The organism is Nocardia sp. NPDC055050, from assembly GCF_053608345.1.
On the sequence record NZ_JBSGVG010000002.1, the window covers coordinates 282,740 to 305,356 of the forward strand.

At 68.4% G+C, this 22,617-nt stretch carries 12 protein-coding genes; 4 read left to right on the top strand and 8 right to left on the bottom strand.

The genetic code is table 11. The annotated features are described in order from the left end of the window. Window positions 1-12 precede the first annotated feature (12 nt). Complete coding sequence (locus ACWGCN_RS03900) at window positions 13-1,623, top strand: acyl-CoA synthetase (RefSeq protein ID WP_449971125.1); 1,611 nt, start codon at window positions 13-15, stop codon at window positions 1,621-1,623. 15 nt (window positions 1,624-1,638) lie between these two features. Here the strand turns inward: ACWGCN_RS03900 and ligA are convergent, their stop codons facing one another. From ligA to ACWGCN_RS03935, 7 genes are all read right to left on the bottom strand, one after another. Continuing rightward, window positions 1,639-3,630, bottom strand: coding sequence for an NAD-dependent DNA ligase LigA (gene ligA, locus ACWGCN_RS03905; RefSeq protein ID WP_379313758.1), 1,992 nt, complete (start codon window positions 3,628-3,630; stop codon window positions 1,639-1,641). Window positions 3,631-3,761: 131 nt separating this feature from the next. Then, window positions 3,762-4,406, bottom strand: coding sequence for a LysE family translocator (locus tag ACWGCN_RS03910; protein ID WP_452448741.1), 645 nt, complete (start codon window positions 4,404-4,406; stop codon window positions 3,762-3,764). Between the two features lie 49 nt (window positions 4,407-4,455). Further along, window positions 4,456-6,120, bottom strand: a complete 1,665-nt coding sequence (locus ACWGCN_RS03915) for a bifunctional 3'-5' exonuclease/DNA polymerase (protein WP_452457432.1) — start codon at window positions 6,118-6,120, stop codon at window positions 4,456-4,458. Between the two features lie 66 nt (window positions 6,121-6,186). Beyond that, window positions 6,187-7,620, bottom strand: coding sequence for an MFS transporter (locus tag ACWGCN_RS03920; protein ID WP_452457433.1), 1,434 nt, complete (start codon window positions 7,618-7,620; stop codon window positions 6,187-6,189). After that, complete coding sequence (locus ACWGCN_RS03925; protein WP_379313762.1) at window positions 7,617-8,333, bottom strand: hypothetical protein; 717 nt, start codon at window positions 8,331-8,333, stop codon at window positions 7,617-7,619. The genes ACWGCN_RS03920 and ACWGCN_RS03925 overlap by 4 nt, the downstream gene beginning before the upstream one ends. Beyond that, window positions 8,330-9,736, bottom strand: a complete 1,407-nt coding sequence (locus ACWGCN_RS03930; protein WP_452457434.1) for a condensation domain-containing protein — start codon at window positions 9,734-9,736, stop codon at window positions 8,330-8,332. Before ACWGCN_RS03930 ends, ACWGCN_RS03925 begins: the two co-directional genes overlap by 4 nt. Next, window positions 9,736-16,161 carry a type I polyketide synthase gene (locus tag ACWGCN_RS03935; protein WP_452457435.1) on the bottom strand — a complete coding sequence of 2,142 codons (6,426 nt, stop codon included), beginning with the start codon at window positions 16,159-16,161 and terminating at the stop codon, window positions 9,736-9,738. Before ACWGCN_RS03935 ends, ACWGCN_RS03930 begins: the two co-directional genes overlap by 1 nt. A 272-nt stretch (window positions 16,162-16,433) precedes the next feature. On the opposite strand from ACWGCN_RS03935, the gene ACWGCN_RS03940 reads away from it, so the two are divergent. The 3 genes from ACWGCN_RS03940 to ACWGCN_RS03950 are packed head-to-tail and all read left to right on the top strand — an operon-like array spanning window position 16,434 to window position 21,320. Then, window positions 16,434-18,644 carry an MMPL family transporter gene (locus tag ACWGCN_RS03940; protein WP_452457436.1) on the top strand — a complete coding sequence of 737 codons (2,211 nt, stop codon included), beginning with the start codon at window positions 16,434-16,436 and terminating at the stop codon, window positions 18,642-18,644. Window positions 18,645-18,661: 17 nt separating this feature from the next. Continuing rightward, on the top strand, window positions 18,662-20,230 hold the full coding sequence (locus tag ACWGCN_RS03945; protein ID WP_452457437.1) for an ArnT family glycosyltransferase: 1,569 nt from the start codon (window positions 18,662-18,664) through the stop codon (window positions 20,228-20,230). Then, the gene (locus tag ACWGCN_RS03950) at window positions 20,220-21,320 is read left to right on the top strand and encodes an alpha/beta hydrolase (RefSeq protein ID WP_449971099.1); all 1,101 of its coding nucleotides are present in this window, start codon (window positions 20,220-20,222) and stop codon (window positions 21,318-21,320) included. Before ACWGCN_RS03945 ends, ACWGCN_RS03950 begins: the two co-directional genes overlap by 11 nt. Before the next feature lie 64 nt (window positions 21,321-21,384). On the opposite strand, the gene ACWGCN_RS03955 is transcribed toward ACWGCN_RS03950, so the two are convergent. Then, window positions 21,385-22,593 carry an esterase/lipase family protein gene (locus ACWGCN_RS03955; RefSeq protein WP_387446556.1) on the bottom strand — a complete coding sequence of 403 codons (1,209 nt, stop codon included), beginning with the start codon at window positions 22,591-22,593 and terminating at the stop codon, window positions 21,385-21,387. Between the last annotated feature and the right edge of the window lie 24 nt (window positions 22,594-22,617).

The window sequence follows — 22,617 nt, forward strand, 5'->3', positions numbered from 1 at the left end:
AGATGGATTGACATGGCCAACAACTTCGCCGACCTGTTCGAACACTCCGTCGACGCCATGCCCGATCGGATCGCGCTGATTCAGCGCGATCGTCGAGTGACGTTCCGGGAACTGGATATTCGTGCCAACCAGCTCGCGCACCGGCTCGCCGAGTCGGGCGTCGGCCACGGCACGCACGTCGGATTCCAGATGCACAACAGCATCGAGACCATGGAGACATTGCTCGCGTGCTTCAAGCTGGCCGCCGTCCCGATCAATATCAACTACCGGTACGGCCCGACCGAGCTGGCCTATGTCTACAACAACGCCGACCTCGAAGTGCTGCTGTACCACGCCTGTTACGCCGAGACAGTCCGCGCCGGCCTCGCGCTCGCGCCGGGGGTGCGCCTGTCGATCTGTGTCGACGACGACCGCGACGTCGGCACCCCCGAGACCGGCGCGGTCCTGTACGAGCAGCTCGTCGAGGCGGGAAAACCGTTCCGCCCCTCGGTCACTCGCACCGCGGACGACCTGTTCATGATGTACACCGGCGGCACCACCGGCATGCCGAAAGGCGTCATGTGGCGGCAGGAAGACATGTGGCGTGTGCTCGGTGGCGGTGTCGACTTCTACAGCGGTGAACCGGTGCGCGACGAATATCAGCAGTCCGCGACGGGCGCCCAGGGGGTGCCCGCCATCTGGTTCGTGCTCCCGCCGCTCATCCATGCCGCGGCGATGATGCCGACGTTCAACGCACTCTGGTCGGGCAATACCGTGCTGTTCGAGCCGCGCTTCGACCCGGCGCGGGTGTGGGAATCCGTCGCCACGCACAAACCGCACGTCATGGTCATCACCGGCGACGCGATGGCTCGCCCACTCATCGACACCTACAGCGCGGAACCGGTGGACGCCTCCTCGCTGCTCGTCATCGCCTCCGGGGCCGCGCTGCTGTCCCAACCCGTGAAGAACGCACTGCTGGAGCAGTTTCCGACGTCGATGGTGTCGGACTCGATCGGGTCGTCCGAAACCGGCTTCGGCGGTATCGGTTTCGCGCAGAAGGACGACGATCCGGCGCGCGGACCACGAGTACAGACCGGGCGCGGCGCGGTGGTCGTCGACGAGGACGGGCGGCCCGTCGCCGCAGGCGAGGAGGGTTGGCTGGCCAAGACCGGCGCGGTCCCGCTCGGCTACTACAACGACCCCGAACGTACCGCCCGGCTGTTCAAGACGGTGGACGGTGCCCGCATCGTGGTCACCGACGACCGCGCCCGCGCCGAGTCCGACGGCTCGATCACCCTGATCGGGCGCGGCAACATGGTGATCAACACCGGCGGGGAGAAGGTGTTCCCGGAGGAGGTCGAGGCCGTCGTGAAGTCACACGACGCGATCTACGACGCGGTCGTCATCGGCGTCGCGCACGAACGGTGGGGCCAGCAGGTGGCGGCGATCATCTCGATCGCCCCCGACCACACCCTGGACTTCGATGCCGTGCGCACCCACCTGCGCCCCCATCTCGCGGGGTACAAGATCCCCAAACGCATCTGGGTGGCGGAGACGATCTCCCGCTCCCCCAGTGGCAAACCCGACTACCGCTGGGCCAAGGACTTCGTCACCGACCGAGCCCCCGACCATCAGTCCGAGTGAGGCATCGCGGGCTCGTCAGATGATCTTGGCGTCGATCAGCAGCTTCCAGATCTCGCCCTGGTCGACGACCTCGACGCCGAGCTTCTCGGCCTTCGCCAGCTTGCTGTCACCGACTCCCGCGCCGGTGATGAGCATGTCGGTGTTCGCCGAGACCGAGGAGGCCGCCGTCGCGCCCGCCTGCTCGCACAGGCGCTGGAACGTCGGGCGGGCCACCTTCTCGCCGGAGCGTGGGTCGCTGATCGCACCGGTGATCACCACTGTTCTGCCTTCGAGGGGTGCGCCTGCCGCGATGACCGGCGGCAGGTCCTCTTCGCGCACATCCAGGCAGACACCGAGCTCGCGCAAGCGGTCCAGTTCCGGACGCAACCGGGTCAGGTGGGCGACCAGGGAGGCGGCGACCTTCGGGCCGATGTCCTCTACCGCGACAAGGCGTTCCTCGCCCGCGTCGGCGACCTCTTCGAGGGAGCCGAAGCCCGACCTGGCCAGGCGCGCGGCGGTGCCGTCGGAGGCCATCGGGATGGCGAGGCCGATCAGGGCGCGGCGCAGGCCGACCTGGCGGCTGGCGTCGATCGAATCGATCATGCGCGCGGCGGAGACCTCGCCGATGCGATCGAATTCGAGCAAGCGTTCCTTGGTGAGCGTGTAGAAGTCCGACGGACTTTCGAGAATGCCCGCCTCGGCGAGGCGTTCGATCCACACTCCCCCGATGGCGTCGATGTCGGCCGCCGCGCGCGAGGCCCAGTGGATCAGCCTGCGCACTGTTTGGGCGGGACAGGCGACGTTGGTACAGAACAGTTCTCGGCTGTTGCCCTGCTCGATGACCGGCTGAGCGCACGAAGGGCACTCGGTGGGCGAGATGATCTCGAGCTCCTCGCCCGTGCGCTTGGCGGCGTCGAGCACGCCGGCTACGAACGGGATGACATCACCGGCGCGACGCACCAGCACCGTGTCACCGACCTTGATGTCACGGGCGCGGATCACCTCTTGGTTCGCCAGCGTCGCCTTCGTGACCGTCGTACCGCCGACGAACACCGGCTCGAGCCACGCGACAGGGACGATCTTGCCTGTCTTGCCGACATCCCAGATCACCTCGCGCAGCAGCGTGGTCTTCTCCTCGGCGGCGAACTTGAACGCCAGCGCCCCGCGCGGGGAGTTCGACCGGGTTCCGGCCGCCGCGTAGGCGTCACGGTCGGCCAGCCGCAGGACGGCACCGTCGATGTCGTAGTCCAAGTCGTTGCGACCCTGCTCGATCTCGGTGATCGCCGCCTGTGCCCGCGCGGCGTCGGCGCACAGCCGCATCTGCGCCCCCGCGACGCCGATCGCCCGCAGTCCTTCTCCGAGGTCGTGCGCGGCGTCGTCGGCGGCGGTATCCAGGTCGAAGCCGAAGAACTGCAGGCGCCGTTCCGACACGGTCGCCGGGTCTTTCGCGCGCAGGGTGCCCGCCGCGGCATTGCGCGGGTTGATCAGTGGCTTGTCCGGGTGTGCGGCGTTGTAGGCCAGGAAGGTCGAACGCAACATCACCGCCTCCCCACGCACCTCGACGCGGCCCGGCAGGTCGATCCGCTCGGGGACCCCGTCGACGAGGGCACGGACCAGCGGGGTGACGTCATCACCGGTGGTGCCGTCACCGCGGGTGACGGCACGCGCCAGCCGCCCGTTCTCGAAGACCAGAGCCAGTGACAAGCCGTCGAGCTTGGGCATCACGACCACCGGCTGACCGGGGAATCGATCGAAGAACGCCTCGACCTGCTCCGGCTTGGTCGCCTTCTCCAGCGACAGCATCGGCCGCGAGTGCCGGACCGGGGCGTGCAGCACCGCGGGCGCACCGACCTGCTCGAGCGGATTCGGGTCCGGCGCGAGGTCGGGGTGCGCCTCGATCAGTGCGCGCAACTCGTCTTCGATCGCGTCGAATTCCGCGTCGGCGACCAGCGGCGCCCCCTGGTAGTAGGCGTCGCGCAGCGCGACCATCCGGTCGGCGAGTTCTTGGATACGTTCCCCTGTTTCCACGGACAAGACGCTACCGATACCCACCGACATCTACGGACCGACATTCTCGAGCTGTCAGGATCGGGGGAAACTCACCCCGTTCGGCCGAATCCCGTGAGCGGCAGATGTCGCCGTTCGAACTGGTCACAACGCTACTTCGCATGGTTGCCGGTGAACGCCACCGAGACGCCGAGCCCGATCATCGACAAGCCCCCGACGGTCCCGAGCGTCTCCTCGCGTCGCGGAGACCGGCGGAACCAATCGCGCAGCCGTGCGGCCAGCACCGCCCAGAGGCTGTCCGACACCAAGGCGATCGCGACCGCGATCAGGCCGAGCAGCAAGATCTGAAGCTGGACTTGCCCGGCGTCGCGATCCACGAACTGCGGTACGACGGCGGCGGCCAGGATGAACGACTTCGGGTTCGACGCGCCGACGACGAAGCCCTGCCGCACCGAGGTCCGCCACGGCAATGCGGAGCGTTCCGGGTTCAGGTCTCCCGCTCCGAACGCCGCACGGTGTCGGATCGCGGTGGCCCCGAGGTAGACCAGGTAGGCCGCCCCGGCGATTTTCACGATCCAGAACACCGTGGCCGACTCGGCGACGACCGCACCGAGCCCCACCGAGACCAGCGCCAGCACTGTGAGTAGACCCAGGGTGTTGCCCGCCACGCTGGCCAATGCGACGGACCGGCCGTGGGCGAGAGCCCTGCCGATGGCGAAAACCACGCTGGGACCGGGAATCACGATGATGATCAAGGCTGCCGCGCCGAAGGTGACCAGCTGTTCGAGACTGAGCATGCGACCACGCTAGACCCCACCTGCGGGAAGTACTGATCTAGCGGCGTTCCTACTTGGCATCGCCGTAGCACTGCACTACGGCGGTGGTGAACGGGAAGCGGACCGGCGTCTGCCCGAAGGCGATCCGGCCCGCGGTGTCTGCGGCGGTGGCGATCGCTTCGGCCACCACAGCGGCTTCCTCGGTCGGGCAGTGCACGATCACTTCATCGTGCTGGAAGAAGACCAGTTCCGCACGGAGGTCGCGGATCGCGTGCCGGATTCCGGCCAGGACGAGCAGGGCCCAGTCGGCGGCGCTGCCCTGCACCACGAAGTTGCGGGTGAAGCGGCCACGGGCGCGGGCGGCGGAGTCGGCGCCGAACTCGGTGCGGGTGTCCTGGGGCGAGTCCGTGTCGTCGAGCGCGACCGACAGCGGCGTGCAGGTACGCCCCAACCAGGTGCGCACGAGGCGGCCTTCCTCGCCGGCGCGCGCGGCGTCGTCGACGTAGGCCACGGCGGCGGGATAGCGCCGGCGCAGGCCCGCGAGGTGGGTCAGGGCGTCGCCGGAGGTCTGGCCGTAGATGGCGCCGAGCAGAGCGATCTTGGCTTGATCGCGGTCGCCGCCGAATCCGCGAGCGGCCAGGTCCGCGTAGAGGTCCTCGCCACGACCGGCCACTTCCATCAGCCCCGGGTCGCGCGAGATCGCCGCGAGGATCCGCGGCTCCATCTGGTCGGCGTCGGCGACCACCAGCGACCACCCGGGGTCGGCCCGGATCGCTTGCCGGACGATCTTCGGAATCTGTAGTGCGCCACCACCATTGGTGGTCCAGCGCCCGGACACTGTGCCGCCGGGTAAGTATTCGGGGCGGAAGCGGCCGCCGTGCACCCACTGTTCGAGCCAGGACCACCCATGCGCCGTGTAGAGGCGATACAGCGATTTGTAGGCCAGCAGCGGGGCGACCGCCGGGTGGTCGATCCGCTGGAGTTCCCATTTCCTGGTGGAGGACAGCAGGATTCCGGCGCGACCGAAAGCCCTGATGATGTCGGCGGGCAGGTCGGGCCGGACTCGGACTCCGGTCCCGAACGCCCGCGACACCTCCTCGGCCAGTTCCGCCATCCGCCGCGGTTCCGATCCCCCCGGAAAGCGCTCTCCCAGCATCGAATCCAGGAGTTCGCGGTGGACGTCGGCGCGCCACGGAATGCCGAGCTGCCCCATCTCGACGGCGACGAGCATGCCCGCCGATTCGGCGGCGAGCAGCAGTCGCATCCGCTCGGGGTGCTCGGCCCGGGCGGTGCGCGCGACCTGTCCCGCGTACACCGCCAGCAGGGCGGTGAACTCGTCGATCCCCGGCGGCAGTGGCACCGGACCCGATTCGAACAGCGACGGCTGCGTCTCGGCGGCCCGCACCGGCGCATCCGGCGGAACGGCCAGGTTGTGCAACCGCGCCCAGCCGGCCGCCAGCGAGCGCGCCTGCCCCGACTGTCCTTCCTCGTGGCCGATCAGCAGCGACTCCGCCGCCTGGACGTCGTAGCACCGTTCGACCCACACGCCCGCTGCCAGCAACACACGGTAGATGTCGGCCGTGGACCGCCAGACCCACCGCTCCACGTCCGGGCGGGTGCGCACCGCCTCGACGAGCGAGGGCTCGTCGAGCACCGGTCCCGCCGGGTGACCGTCCTGATCGAGCGGACACAACCGAGCGCCGCCCTCGCCCGTCTCCGCTATCGCCCATCTCACGTGCCAGAGTCTGACACCGGGGTCCGACAACCAGCGGCACCCGCACGCCGACGACCAGCGAAAACCCTACAGAACGCCGATCGCGGCCTGTTCTCGACGCTCGCGCGAGGGCATCGCCAAGGTGAGCACCGCCAGCACCAGCGCGACCGCGGCGATGGCGCCCATCATCATGATGCTGCCGCCGAGGCTGTGCGATCCGAAGAACACTGTGGTCAGCACCGCGAGTCCGACCGCGTTGCCGACCTGTTCGATGGTGGGCAGCACACCGGAGGACTCGGCCATCCGATTCGCGTCCAACCCGGACAGCATCATCGGCTGCAACTGCACGCCGAACAGGCCGACACCGAATCCGGCCGCGAACACCGGACCCGCGCAGAGCAGCGCGTTCGCCACCCCGTCGACCAGATACAGGTACACCCCACCCGCGCCGATACATCCGCCGAACAGGGCGATCCCGGCTGCCAGCGCCCAGATATCCCAACGCGGCACCAGAATCAGCGAACCGAGGGCGCCGGCGCCCGCACCGAGGGCGAACAGGGTCATCACCATGCCGGTGAGCAGCGGCGAGTAGCCGAGCACATCCTGCATGGTGATCGAGGCGGCGAACACGAACGCGGTGAACAGCCCGAAGAACGCGCCGACCAGCACCGAGCCGATCCGGAAGCCGTGGTTGCCGAACAGGTCCAGCCGCACAAGGGGGTCGGCACCGCGCGCGGTGCGGGTGCGCTGCTGGGCGAGGAACACCGCCGTCAGCACGAGCCCGGCACCGGTGACGGCGAGCAGGTCGAGCCGCCACCCGTGCTCCTGGATCTGAGCCAGGCCCCCGATCAGGGCGAACAAGCCGAGCCCGGACAGCGCGGCACCGACCAGATCGAGGGGGTGACGACCGGCCGGACTGCTCCGGTCCAGGAATTTCCAGGCCAATCCGAACGCGAACAGCCCGATCGGCAGGTTGATCAGGAAGACCGACCGCCACCCCCACCCACCGATATCGACGGTGAGCAGCACACCGCCCACGATGGGTCCGAGCATCCCGGCGAATCCGGCCACTCCCCCGTACAGCGCGAAAACCAGGGGATGGCGCTCGCGCGGAAACCCGGCGGTGAGAATGGCGATCGTCTGGGCGGCCATCCCCGCCCCCGCCGCACCCTGGACCACCCGCGCGAGCACGAGTTCGGCAGGGCCACCGGCCGATCCACACCACACCGAAGCCGCGGTGAAGGCGACCACCGACACCAGGAACATCGTGCGCCGACCGACCATCGCACCGATCCGCGCGGCGGTGAGCAGGGTGCAGGCGAACGCCAGCGCGTACCCGGAGATCACCAGCAGCTGTGCCGACCTGGACGCACCGAGGTCGGCGGTCAGACTCGGCAGCGCCGTGTTCACGATCGTCACGTCGATCATCTGCATGAACACCGCGATCAGGCAGGCGCCGAACGCAAGCCACGCGCCGAGCTCGGGCACCTGCGCCTTCGCGACCCCGGTGGTGTCGCTCATGACACCAATTCCATCGTGGCGCGCGGGGCCGACATCGACATCTGGGTCGGGAAGCTCAACTGCACCATCCGGTGCGGCGCCGCCACCTCGAACAGGGCGATGAACGGTGGCACGACCGAGCCGACCATCTTGTCCAGCATCCCGTTCACCTGGTCGAAGCCGGGCCGCAACCGCACCTGCCAACACGGGAACACCCCGGCCGGTCCCGCGAACACGACCTGCTTCTCCACCCGGACGAGCAGTGGCCAGTGCACCGACGCCGCGAGCCACACGTCGACCGTTTCGACCAGCCCGTCGGCGAAGTCCAGTCCACGCAACATCGTCAGCCCACCGGCGATCGGCATCACATTCGGCGGGAACGGTCCGGGCAGGCCACCGAACTGCAGGTGCACGGTGTCGACGAAGTTCACTTCCTCGCGCGAAACCACCGTCGACCCCGACCGGGTCTGCGCGCGATAGGTTTCCGCGTGCAGTCGGCCGTCGATACGCCCTATGCGCTGCTCGACGGTCATCACCAGTTCACGGTCGCGTCCGCTCTTGTCCTCCGGGCTCGCCTCGAGTGTCGTGTGATAGCCGCCCCGGTCGTGCACGACGACGTGCGCTATCTCGAAGCCGCCGGGCTCGCCGGCGATGCCGACGCGGTATCTCGACTTCTCGCCATCGGGAATGGCGGGGTCGCGAAAGATGGTCGGGACGAACTCTTCTCGGATCATGGGTGCTCCGCGGCGCTGTCGATGATGGCTCCGAATACGGACTTCATGGTGGCCAGGTAGCGGCGCACCGACTCCTGCGCGATCGCGGTGTCGGGGAAGATGACGCTCAACGAGGTCCGGCCCGGTAGCCGGTTGATCCAGATGAGTGCTTCCTCGGAGGCAGCCCGGTTGGCGAAGACCCCGGCGTTCATGCTGTCGAACAGCTCGTTGCCCAGGAAGTCCCTGGCGTCGATGAACGAGATCATCGGGGTGACCCACCCCGGCTCGGCCTTGATCTCGGAATCGGGGGGCAGCAGATCGAGAACACGGTGAAAAGAAGTGGGCGCCAGCAGGAGTCCGCTGTCATAGGCACGTTGCGCGATGGTGAGCGCGCGGGCGACCGTGGTGCGTTCGCCGAGCGGGAACGCGACCGGAACGAGCGTCACGTACCAGCCCACCGAATTGTTCTCGGCCGCCGAGGTCCTGGTGCTCACCGGGGTCATGCCGAAGTAGTAGTCCGATCCGACCAGCTCGCGTTCGGCCAGTGCGGCCGCGGCGAACACACCGCCGACGAATTCGGCGCCGTTGGCACGGCAGACCTCGTCGAATCGATCGGCCTCGTCGTCGTCGAACAGCACGACGCTGCGGTGGGCGCTGCGATGGTATCCGTCGGTCTTCTTGCCGAGGTCGAGGGGGAAGACCGGAAGCTTGTTGTCATTGCCGCCCAACAGCGCCAGCCATTTCTTCACACCGGGAGAAGACAGGCTCTGCTGGTCGCTGAAGAACCGCTCGTTGCGGCAGTAGTCGAGATAGCTCGCCGCGGGCGCGAGCGGTTCGGCCTCGTCCCACAGCTGCGCGGCGTAGAGCTGGGCGAAGTCGGCTGCGGACAGGTACTGCCCGAGTCCGTCAGTGTGCAGGTGGTCGACGGCCAGGTACACGGTGGTGGAATCGCCGTGCTCGATGGCACCGAAGGTGAAGCAATCCCACTGGAACGGGCCCGGTGTCGTCTTCTCCACGTGCCGGCAGATCGCCTCGGGATCGTCGATGTGGCCGTAGTCGACCGGCACGAACTCGACATCGGCCTCGGGCACCAGATGACGCCGCACTGTGCCACCGGCTTCGACAGCGAACCACGTGCGAAAAGTGTCGTGGCGCAACAGGAATGCGTGGATCGCCCGGGTGATCGCGGCGCGGTCGAGGTCACCGGTGGGGATCTCGGCGGTGACCAGGCACAGGCCCGAGAACCGGAAGTCCGCGCCCGCGTGCCGGTCGGCCAAGCGCAGATACTGCTCCTGCTGGAGCGAGGGCGGCGCCGGATGGACCGGCGCCCTGGCCGCGCGCGCGACCGAGTCCGCCGAGGCGAACCAGGTCACGAGACGACCGGGCGCCGGGCGCCATTCGTCGATCAAGCCGAAGTCGACCATCAGTGCGATCCCGCCATCGAGACTTCCGCCGGTCGCTCGACGGTCCACTGGTCGGGCACGTCGACGATCCGCGGGGCGGATTCACCGGGCGTCACCTCCGGAAGTGGCGGTGTGACAGCGGGTTCGGAGGCCAGAATCAGCTCCGCGACCTTCGGGCCCGCCTGTTCCAAACTGAACGAGCGGCCCATCTGCATCGACATCAGGTCGATGCCGAGCGTCTTGGTGACCCGCGCGCCCAGTTCGACCGCCATCAACGAGTCGAGCCCCAGCTCCGGCACGGGCACCGTCATGTCGATCGATTCGACCGGCACCCCCATGACCACCGCGAGTTCGTCGGCCATCTTGCGGGCGATGGCGGGTCCGCGCTTGGCTTCCTCCATCGCGGCGAGTTCGGCGCGGAGCTTGGCCAATTCGGAGGTGTCCTTGGCCGAGGACTGCGCCAGGGCGGCGGTGCGGCCGGTGCGTACCAGCTGCGGGAAAGTTCCGGTCAGTTTCGCCCAGTCGGTGGGAATGATCGCCGCGTTCGTCACGCCGAGGCGCAGGGTCTGTTCGAGGTAGGCGGTGGCGTCGGCCATGTCGATCGGACCGAAACCCACCAGGTCCAGATACTTTTCGGCGGTTTCATCCGATGCCATGCCGCCCGAGGCGCCGGACAGGTGTCCCCAGCCGATGCACAGTGCGCGCTCCCCCGCGGCGGCCCAGCGCCGGGCCAGAGTTTCGACGGCGACGTTGGCAGCACAGTAGTTGTATTGACCGTAGATCCCGTACATCGAGCCGCCCGAGGAACACAGCACGAACATGTCGAGGGTGATGCCCGCATCGGCTACCGCCTGGTGGATCACCTGCGCGCCATGGACTTTGGGGCGATAGACCCGGTCGAGCTCGTCGCGCGCCATGCTGGCGAGACGGTTGTCGGCCACCGCGCCCGCGGCGTGGAACACCGCGCGCAACGGGTGTTGTTCGGTGTGCGCGCGGGCGACGATCGCGGCGACGGCGGCGGCATCGGTGACGTCGGCGTGTTCTTCGATCACCTCGATGCCGACCGCGCGCCACACCTCGAGCTGGCGGCGCGCCGTCTCGGTGGCGGCGCCGCTGCGCCCGACCAGTACCAGCCTGCGCGCACCGCGCAGCGCCAGCCAGCGGCCGATCGCCATGCCGAACCCACCGAACCCACCGGTGATGAGATAGTTTCCGGCGCCGTCGATGTCGAGCGGCGGCAGCGAGGGCCGCACGGGCGGGCGCGGATCGTCCATCCGCAGGGCGACCCGGCCGACGCGCGAGGACCGCAGTGTCTCCTCGAACGCCTGACTCACCTCGTGTGTCTCGAACATCTGGTACGGCAGCGGGGTGTAGACGCCTTCGGTGACCTTCTCGAACACCCGCTCCAGCAGTCGCGACAGCCGTTGCGGGCGCACCGCGACCAGGCGGTCCAGATCCATCGAGTAGTAGGCGAGGTTCTTGTCGAAGTTGGCCAGTTCCAGCAGCCCGCCGGTGTAGATGTCGGCCTTGCCGACCTCGACGATGCGACCGAATTCGGCTGCGGCGTTGAAGTTCTGGCGCAGGATCTCACCGGGTGCGCTGCTGACGATCACATCGGCACCGGCGCCGCCGGTCAGCGCGAGGACATCGTCGACGAAATTGAGCGAACGCGAGTTCACCGCGAAATCCGCGCCCATGGCCAGGACGTGTTCGCGCCGCTCGGGCGAGCTCGCGGTGCCGATGATGCGGGCGCCGATGGACTTGGCCACCTGGATGGCCGCGGTGCCGACGCCGCCCGCCGCACCGTGGATCAGCACGGTCTCGCCCGGTTCGAGGCGGGCCAGGTCGTGCAGGGCGTATTCGGCCGTGCCGAAGGCGATGGTGCTGGTGCAGTAGCCGGGATCGGTGTCGGCGGGCACGATCACCGCCAGCGCCCGATCGACGACGGCGAATCGGCGCATCATGCCCTTGGACGCCACCGCGACCTTGTCGCCGACCGCGACATCGCTGACCTCGGCACCGACCCGAACCACGGTGCCGATGCCCTCCATACCGGGCACGGTGCCGAAATACGTCGGCGCGAGTTCGCGTTCGCCGAGCAGGCCGATGACCTTGAGCGGATCCTTGTAGTTCAATCCGATCACCGCCATCGCGACCTCGATCTGGCCCGCGGCCGGCTCCGGACGTGGGCATTCACGCCACGCCACCTGCGAGAGCACCCGCGTGCGTGGCATGTCCAGCTCGAAGTTCGCCGCCGGATCGGCCAGCGGATGCGACGTCTCGAGCTCGTCGATGCGCTCGGGCAGCGGCTTGGTCACCGTCGGCGCCCAGCGCCTGCCGTCGCGCAGCAGCACCTCGTCGCTGTTGTCGAGGGTGAAGGCACCGGGCACACCCAGTTCGGCGACGAGTTCGGCGACGGTGGTGCCGGGTTCGGTGTCGACCAACCGCCAGCGCAGCGGGGTCTGTTCGTTGAGCAGCACCCGGCGGCCACCGGCGAGCGCGGCCTGGCGCGGGTCCGGTGCGACATCGCTGCCGGGAACCGTGAAGGCGGATTCGGTGACCAGCGTGGCGTGGACGTTGCCGTCGCCGAAGCTGATCTGTGGCGGGGCGCCTTCCACGGTCGGGGTGACGTACTCCGACACCGCGACCGCGACGCGCTTGAGCGTCCACAGGTCGGCGACGTCGTCGGTGCCCGCACCGACGACCACACAGACGTGGGTGCGCTGCGTTTCGTCGGCTTTCGCCGCCTCCAGATTCGCGACGAGCTCCGACTCCAGTTCGTCGCTGTTCGGGTCGACGAGCTGCACCCGCGACCCCGGGATCGCGGCGGCCAGTTCGGCGGTGCGCGGGCTGTCACCGAGCGCGACGATCACGGTGGACACCGACCCGGCTTCGGTCAGCGCCGCGGGGTCGATCGGGTCGCGCTCTTCGAGCACCTCGGTGTAGTAGAAGTCGGCCATCCGGTGCAGCGGGCTGTCACCGGGCTTGAGCGCACCGATCTGCAGGCCGGTCAACCGCGCCACCAGGTTTCGGTCCCGGTCGAGCAGGTCGACATCGGCGCGCAGGCGGGCACCGGGGTCGCGGCGGGCGATGACGGTGATCTCCGCGGGGAGTTCGGCGAGCAGCCGCACCGCGTTCACCCCGACGGGCACCATCACGCCCTCGTTGATCCGTTCGTCGGTGAAAAGCATGGCCGCGCACTGCATCGCGGCGTCGACGACGGCCGGATGCGCCAGATGTCGCGAGCCTTCGGCGATGCTCCCGTCGACGGTGGCCAGCACCACGTCGCGTCCCACCCGCACGGAGGTCACCCGCTGGAACGTCGGACCGTATTGCAGCCCGGCCGAGGCCAGGCCCGCGTAGAACATCGCCGGGTCGACGTCGACCCCGACCTCGATGGTGGGCAACGCGACTTCGGTCTGTTCGTGGCTGCCGGTCAGGGTGCGCCCGGTCGAGTGCACCGTCCACGCCGTTCCGGTCGCGCTGCGCGATCTGATCATGAAGCGACCGCTGGCCTCCTCGACGCTCATCGCGACCAACGGCACATCGGGGGCACCCATGATCAGCGGCGCGACGAACCGAACGCTCTCCAGCGCAACCTGTTTGCTGCCGATCCGCGCGGCGGTGGCGCTCAGCGCGGCGTCCAGGTACGCCGCGCCGGGCATGATCTTGACGCCGTTGACGACGTGGTCGGCCAGCCACGGCAGCAGTTCGGTGCCCACCTGCAGCAGCCACTCGGGGCGGCCCTCCACATCGGGGTCGCCGAGCATCGCGTGCCCGCCGGGTGTGCCGAGGCGGGCCTGCTCGAACAGTGGCAGCGCCGAGTGCAGGCGGGTGCGCTGCCAGGGATAGCGCGGCAACGGTACGTGCGCGGTGACGCCACGCTCGGCCGGAAACAGCAGTTCACGGTCGAGTACCCCGGCGGCATGCAGACCGATGAGGGTGCGCCGGATGCTGTGCGAATCGGACTGCTCGCGGTCGAGGGTGGGCACCGTGGTGCCGTTCACGTCCGCGTCGACCAGGGCCTCGCGGATATTGCCCGACAGCACCGGGTGGGGACCGACCTCGAGGAAGATCCGGTTGCCCGCGGCGATCAAGCTCGTGATCGCGGCGAAGAACCGCACCGGCTGCCGGACATTTGACCACCAGTACTCGGCGTTCCAGACGCCGTCGGTGACGAGTTCCCCCGTCACCGACGAGTACAGCGCCACCGTGGGCGCCTGTGGCGCCAGATCGGCCAGCGCCGTGCGCAGTTCGTCGTGGATCGGATCCATCAGGCGACTGTGATACGGCACCTCGACCCGCAGCCGACGCGCGAATATGCCGTCCTCCGTGAGCTTCTCGGCGATCTCGTCGAGTCGGTCGACGTCGCCGGACAGCGTCAGGGAGGTGGGGCTGTTGATCGCGGCGATGTCGACGCGCGGATCGTCGGCGACAAGCGCGTCGGCCTGTTCCTTGGTCAAGCCGACAGCGAGCATCCCGCCGGTTCCGGCGGTCGTGGCCTGCAGTCGCGCTCGGTGATAGGCCACCCGCACCGCTTCGCGCAGTGTCAGCATGCCGCTGACGTACGCCGCCGACACCTCGCCCACACTGTGTCCGACGATGGCTGCGGGGACGATGCCGTATTCGGCCAGCTCGCGTACCAGGCCCACTTGGACGAGGAAGTTCGCGGGCTGCGCGACCTCGGTGCTGGTCACCCGGGACTCGTCCTCCGGCTTGCTCAGTTCCTCGATGATCGACCAGCCCGCGATCGCGCGAAATTCCGCGTCGATCTGCTCGGCGGTCTCGGCGAACACTCCACCGGCGGCGAGCAACCCGCGGGCCATCTTCCAGTGCTGCGGTCCCATGCCCGAGAAGACGAACACCGGCTCGGCGGCGCTGGAGGACACCGTGCGGCCGGCGTCGCGCCCGGTACCCGAGGCGTACTCGTGCAGTTCACGGACCAGGTCGTCGGTGGAACCGTCGAGGAGTACACCGGTGCGGAACGGGTGGTGCGCCATCCGGGTCCACGCCGCTTCGGCCAGCCTGTCCGGGTCGGCCCCCGCGGTGATCAGGTCGGCGAACCGGCCTGCCAACGCACGCGCGGCACCCGTACTGCGGGCCGAGATGGGCAGAATACCGAGGTGGCGGGCCGGTTCGGTCGGCGATTCGGGCGCGCGGAACTCCTGCAGGATCGCGTGGGCATTGGTGCCGCCGTAGCCGAAACCGTTGACCGCCACCGACATCGGCGCGGCGTCGGCGGGCAGCGGTTGCGCCTCGGTCTGGATGTGCAAGCCCAGTTCGTCGAACGCGATGTCGGGGTTCGGCTCGTTCAGCCAGCCCTGCGGCGGCAACGTGCGATGTCGCAGTGCCAGTGCGGCTTTGATCACGCTGGCCACGCCCGCGGCGGCCTCGGTGTGACCGATCGTGGCTTTCACCGAGCCGACGCCGATGGTGCCGGTGCGCCCGGACGCGGCACCGAAAACCCGGCCGAGAGCGCGCAATTCGACCGGATCGCCAACCAGTGTGCCGGTGCCGTGTGCCTCCAGGTAGGTGATCTCGTCGGGCGCCAGGCCCGAGCGTTCGCACACGGTGCGGGCCAGCGCCTCCTGCGAGTCGGCGTTCGGCACCGTGATCGCGGTCGTTCGCCCGTCCTGATTCGACCCGGTGGCCTTGATCACCGCGTACACGCGATCACCGTCGCGGACAGCGTCTTCGAGCTTCTTCAGCGCCACCATGCCCGCGCCCTCGCCGCGACCGTAACCGTCGGCGGACGCGTCGAAGGACTTGCAGCGGCCGTCGGTGGCCAGGAAGCCGCCTTTGCACATGAGCACGAAGGTTTCCGGCTGCAGCATCACATTGACCCCGCCCGCCAGCGCGACCTCGCAGTCGTCGTTCTCCAGCGCCTGGCAGGCCAGGTGCAGCGCCACCAGCGACGACGAGCACGCGGTGTCGACGGTGATCGCCGGACCGACCAGGTTCAGCGCGTAGGCGATGCGGTTGGACAGCATCGTGTAGGAGGCGCTGGCCGGGGTGTGCATGTCGGTGTGGAACAGCGCGGGGCCCACCACCCCGATCACCGACTGGTCGACGACGAAGCCGCCCACATAGACCCCCACCTGCGCGCCGGCCGAGCGCCCCGCGATCCCGGCGTCGTCGAGGGCCTCCCAGGTCACCTCGAGCATCAACCGTTGCTGCGGGTCGAGCACCGTGGCCTCGCGCGGTGAGATCCCGAAGAAGTCGGGATCGAACTCCCACGGATCGTTGGTCATGAAGGCGCCGTGTTTGGTGTAGCTGCGCCCCGGGGTTCGCGGTTCGGGGTCGTAGTAGCGGCGCCAATCCCAGCGATCGGCGGGCATCTCCACGACGCCGTCGCGCTTGTCGACGATAAAGTCCCAGAACGATTCCGGGGAATCGATTCCGCCCGCGAACCGACATCCGATTCCGACAATGGCAATATCCGACACGAAATTTCCTCCGGCTCGACCGGCCTGTGGCATGTGACCGTTGGTGTCAACGTAGAAGCCCACCCCCGCGGCGATCGTGGCGATTACCGACCTCTGGAATTTCGGACGGGTAATCGCGCGGTCTCCTGTGATCGGGCCCAGAGCGCGAAGTCATGGCTCACAACAGCATTCCGAGAATCGTTGTGACCGGCCGCAACATTGCGCGGTAGCGACCGAAAAGGCAGGCGACTCCTGACAAGTTCGACCACATCGCGAGCAGTTGGGAGGCGAATGTGTTCGCCGAGTTGACACAATGGGCAGACACCGTCGTGCGGCGGCGATATCTGGTGATCTTGATAATGGTGACCGGATTACTGGCACTGGGCACCTACGGGCTCGGACTCGGCGCGGATCTCAGTGCGAAGGGCTTCGACGATCCGTCCTCGGAATCGGTGCGCGCGGCACACGTGCGCGACAACGCGTTCGGCCGTGATCACAGCAGCGACGTGCTCCTGCTGGTGCGGGCGCCCGAAGGCACCACCATCGACGATCCGGCTTTCGCCGCGACGGTCGTGGCGGGCCTGAACACTCTGCCGCAGCGGTTCCCGAACGAGATCGACCGCGTCAACGGCGCGTATTGGCCGACCGATACCGGCGTGGCGATTCCCGAGGTCTTCGGTTCTCCCGACCGTGACTACGCGTTCGCCTCGGTCGCGGTCAGCGGCGTCGACCCCACCGAACAGGGCCGCAATTACCGCAAGGTCGCCGAGGAGTTCGTGATCCCCGGAGTCGAGGTCGAGCTCGCCGGCGGACAACCGGTCGCACTCGCGTTGAACGACACCATGGTTCAGGATCAGCGCCGGGTGGAGTTGTTCGCCGTCCCCGCGGTCGCGATCCTGCTGTTCTTCCTGTTCGGCGGCGTCGTCGCCGCGGCGCTGCCGCTGATCGTCGGCGGACTCACCATGCTCGGCGCGTGGGGACTGCTGCGCTGCCTCACCGCGGTCACCGAGGTGAACTCCTTCGTCTCCCCGGTCGTTTCGATGATCGGGCTCGGCCTGGCGATCGACTACGGACTGTTCGTGCTCAGCCGGTTCCGCGAGGAACTCGCCGACGGACGCACTGTCGACGATGCGGTCCGGCGCTCGGTGACCACGGCGGGACGCACTGTGTTGTTCTCCGCCTTGATCGTGGTGGTCGCGGCAGCCGGGATTCTGGTGTTCCCGCAGGGCTTCCTGCGGTCGTTCGCCTACGGCGCGATCATCACCATCTCCCTGGCCGCACTGACCTCGATCACCCTTCTCCCCGCGATGCTGGCCGTACTGGGCAGGCGCGTCGACTGGCTCGGCGTCGACTGGTTCCGTAAACCGGTCGCGAGAGATCGTGTTCCCGGCAACGGCTGGGGCCGATTCGCCGCGGGAGTCATGAAACGTCCACTGGTGGTGGCCGTTCCGATCTGCCTCGGTCTGCTGCTGCTCATCGTCCCGATCCAGAATCTGGCCTTCGGTTCCATCAACGAGCGGTTTCTCCCGCCGTCTCATCCGACGCGCCTGGCCCAGCAGCACTTCGACGAACTGTTCCCGTTGCGCCAGATCGACCCGATCGACCTGGTCATCGTCACCTTCGACCCCACCACCGCCGATACCGTGCGCGCCGACGCCAACCACGCCCCCGGCCTGGCCGCGCCGTTCGCCGAACCGATGCAGTCGCCGTTCCAGCCCCAGGTCCTCACCACCCAGACCGTGCTCGCCGGATCCGGCGATGCCGAGGCGACCATCGACTATCTGCGCTCGATGCCGTTGCCGCCCGGCACGACGCTGATGGTCGGTGGGCAGCCCGCCGTGGAGAAGGACAGCATCGACGCGCTGGTCGAGCGGATGCCGCTGATGGTCCTGTTCGTCTTCCTGGCCAGCACGCTACTGCTGGCGCTGACGTTCGGTTCGCTGGTGCTGCCGCTCAAAGCAGCCGTGCTGAATCTGCTCGGGCTCGGCGCCACACTGGGCGTGCTCACCTGGGTCTTCATCGACGGGCACGGCGCAGGGGTGTTCGGCTTCACCCCGCAACCGATCATGTCGCTGGTCCTGGTCGTGATCGTGTCGGTGGTCTACGGGCTCTCGACCGACTACGAGGTATTCCTGCTGTCACGCATCGTCGAAGCCAGAGCCGCGGGCGCTTCCACCACCGAAGCCGTGCAGGCGGGTATCGCCCGGACGGGCCGCATCATCACCGCGGCCGCGGTGATCCTGCTGGTGGTCACCGGCGCGTTCGCACTGTCGGATCTGCTGATGATGCAGTACATCGCCTTCGGCATGGTGACCGCACTGGTCATCGACGCCACCATCCTGCGGATGCTGCTGGTGCCCGCGTCCATGCGGCTGCTCGGCGACGCCTGCTGGTGGGCGCCGGCGTGGCTCGAACGCCTGCGGCCCGCGCCGCAACACCAGACCCTCGCCCACCCGACACCTTCCGGAGCTGCTCCGACGCCAGTCCGCGGCGACCGGGACTGAACCCGCGGAGTGCCACCATGAACGTCCGGAGCGGCACCGTCGAGGTGCCCGCCGCCCCCCTCCGCACGCTGCCCGCCTTCGCGTGGCGCGAGGTATCGATCGTCGCCGCCGTGGCCGCCATCCTGTTCCTCGCCAGGATCGACCGCTATCGGATCGGCGGTGACGAACTGTATTTCCTCGCGGCCGGACGGCATCCGTCGGTGAGCTATGCCGATCAGGGCCCGCTGGTTCCGCTGCTGGCGGCACTGTCGGACCACCTCGCACCGGGATCCACAGTGGCACTGCGGGTACCCGCGCTGCTGTTCACAGTGCTGGCCATCGTGCTCAGCGCGGTGATGGCCAGGGAGTTCGGCGGCGGCCGACTGCCCCAGACCGTCGCCGCGCTCGCCTACGCGACCACCCCGATGGCGGTGATGCAATCGGCGATGCTGAGCACCTTCGCCCTCGACATCACCTTGACGGCGGTGCTCGCGTGGTTGCTGATCCGCTGGGTGCGCACTCGCGAGGACTACCTGGTGGTCGCGGCGGGGTTCGTCGCCGCCGTCGACTTCCAGGTCAAGTGGCTGATTCCGATCATCTGGGCGGTGCTCGCGCTCGGCGTGGCCGTGTTCGGGCCGCGGGAGATGCTGCGCAGGCCCGCGTGGTGGCTCGGCTCGGGTCTGCTCGCGGGGTCGGCGGTCCCGATTCTGTGGTGGCAGCACAGCAATGGCTGGCCACAGCTGGCGATGGGCGCGATCGTGCGCGATGAGCAGCTCGCCACCGCCGGGGTTCTCGCGGCGCCGTGGACGATGATTCAGGTCACCGGTGCAGCCGGTCTGCTGTTGCTCGCCGGCATGTGGGCCGGGCTGCGCGCGCAGCGGTTCCGTCCGTACTACTTCCTGATCCCGATGATCGCGATCGGGCTGGGCGCGGTCGTGCTGGCGGGCCTGCGCCCCTACTTCGTGGCCGGTGCTTTCCCTGGCCTGTTCGCCGCGGGCGCGGTGTATCTGGCGGACCGGGGTATCACGCGACGCGGCGCGATCATCGGCGGTGGCTTCGGCACGCTGGCTACCGCGATCTGCGTCGCGCTCGTCGTCGCGCTGCCCCTACCGGAGTCGGCGTTGCGGCAGTCGACGACCGACTATTCCCAGATCCACTCGCGCAGTGTGCTTTTCGGTCCGAGCGGTTGGGACGACCTGGTCACCGCGGTTGCCGAGACCTATCACCGGATACCGCCGCGGCAGCGCGAGGGTGTGGTGATCGTGACCCAGAACTATTGGCAGGCAGCGGCACTCGAGGAATTCGGGCCTGCCGCCGGTCTTCCCGCGGTGTTCAGTCCGAACCGCGGCTATGGCTACTTCGGCGCCCCACCCGACACCACGACCACGGTGCTCTACCTCGGGGTCGACGGTCCCGACTCCGCGCTGCGTACCCGTTTCACACAGACGACGCTGCTGACCCGCGTCGACGAGCCCCTCGGCTTTCCCGGCGTGAACCGCGGCGTCGCGCTGTGGCTGTGCGACGGCCCGAGCGAACCGTGGTCGGCGCTGTGGCCCGACGCCAAGGAACTGCGCCTGGTCGACGGAACGAGTCGGCATGGGCGATAACGACGCAGCAGTGAACGGAGACAAGACAGTGCGCAATTCGATGGTGCGACGGCTCGCGCTCACGGTGGCGGTCGCCGCCGCGGGCCTGCCCGTCGTCGCGACGGCGCAGGCGGCCCCGGACCTGGTGGCCGCCCGTGCCATGGCGGCGGCGCTGCCCGCACCGAACGGGTCCTACGCCGTCGCGGCCGCGGCGAACGGGCCGGGCACGGTGATCGATGTGACCGTGCACTCCGCGGCGATGAATCGACCGGTCACCGTCGCGGTCATTCCCGCCGCCGACCCCGAGGCGCCCGCCGGCTCGCTGTATCTGATCAACGGCGTCGACGGTGGCACCGACACCCCCGACTGGCGCGAGGGCAGCAACTGGTTCACCAAGACCGACGCCCTCGACTTCTTCGCCGCGAAACAGGCGAACATCGTGATGCCGATCGGTGGTGCGGGCACCTTCTACACCGACTGGCAGGCCGACGATCCCGGTACCGGACGCAACCGCTGGCTGACTTTCCTCACCACCGAACTGCCGCCGATCATCGATTCGGCCTTCCACGGCACCGGCCGCGACGCCGTCGCCGGACTGTCGATGGCCAGCTCGGCGGTCTTCCGGATGGCACAGCAAGCACCGCAGCGGTTTCAGATGGTCGGCTCGTTCAGCGGCTGCATCCAGACCAGCAACCCGGCCGGACAGGCGATGGTGGCCTCGATCGTCACCGCACGCCGCGGTAACCCGCTCAACATGTGGGGACCACCCACCGATCCGGCCTGGACGGCCAATGACGCCGCCCTCAATGCCGAGAAGCTACGCGGAGTTCAGGTGTATGTGAGCACCGGCAACGGCCTGCCCGGCCCGCTGGACACCTTGAACGGCCCTGGTATTCAGCGCAATCCGGTGAAACTACTCGATCAGCTGCTCATCGGCGGCGTGCTCGACGGGATCACCGTGGTGTGCACCGCGTTGCTGCGCGACCGCCTGGCCGCCCTGGATATCCCGGCGACCTTCGATTTCCGCCCGGCGGGCACGCATTCGTGGGGCTACTGGGAGCAGGACATGCACACCTATTGGGAACGCGCCGCCGCGCTGCTCGTCCCCTGAACACACGAAAATCGGGTGCATCGCGGCCAAGCCGTGCCGCGATGCACCCGAATCGTCCGCTCGTCTACAGGGAGCCACCACCCCCGATCAGCCACGGGTTGAACGTGCAGGTCAGGTTCGGGTTCTGCACCGGATCGAGCGCCCGCAGCGCGATCGACAAAGCACGCGGCGAGTACATCATCGTCAGGTGATCGGAGATGTCCTGCTCGCACCCTTCCTGCAGCACAACGTTGTTGACCGTCGAGCCGGGGCCCTGGTCGAGGAACGTCAGCTCGTACGGGTTCGTCACCTCGTCGTACCGCGTGCCGACCACGGTGTAATCGACACCGGGAACGGTGTCACCGTTGGCGTTGAGCGTCTTGACGAAATCCGAACCGACGGTCTGCTGGATACCGGCGTGGCCGACGAAGATCTCGATCGGACCCAGCACATCGATACCCAGGTTGTTGACCATGCGACCCAGGGCGCCGATGCCGTCGAGGCTGGTGCCGTGGTGGGTGGCGCCGAAGGTGATCAGCTTGTTGACCTTGGCCGCGCCGCCCTCGTACTTGGTGTACCAGTTCGCCATCGACCCACCTTGGGAGTGCGCGATGATGTCGACCTCGTCGGAACCGGTGGCCGCGAGGACCCGGTCCACGAACGCCGCGGTCTGCTTGGCCGAATCCTGGATGTAGCCGGTGCCCATGACACCGGGCAGGAACGAACCGAGGCCGCCGCCCTCGACGATGTTGGAACGGCCGTAGTTGAACGTGAACGTGCAATAGCCGGCGTCCTTGATGGGCTGGCCCATGTAGGCGTACCCGTTGTAGGCGTTCATCCAGGTGCCGTGCAACAACACCACCGGGCGCGGATGCTGCGCGGTCGGCTTGCAGTTCCAATCGTTGGTGCCGGGAGCACCCGCGTCGGGATTGAGCAGTCCGTAGCCGAACGCGGGCAGGAACGCCGTCGACGCGGGGCCGATAGCGCCCGGGTCGGAGGAGTAGCCGCCCGAGGAGCCCGAGCTGGAGCCGGAACCACCGAGGCAGTCGCCGGAGCCGTTGCCCGAGCCCGCACCGCTACCGGAGGTACAGGCCGACCCCGTGCCGCCGAGCCCGCCGTCGGTACCCCAGGCCACATCGCGGCCCTGGTGGATGATTTCGGCCAGCTGCTGTTCGGTGGGTTCGGACGCCGGGTCAGCCGCCGCCCCCGCCCCGGAGAGGGCGACAGCAACAACGCTGACGCCCATCAGTATTGCCGCACGCACCGAGCGTGTGCGGCCACGAGTAATGGTCATGCAAGGTCTGCCTTTCCGAATGCG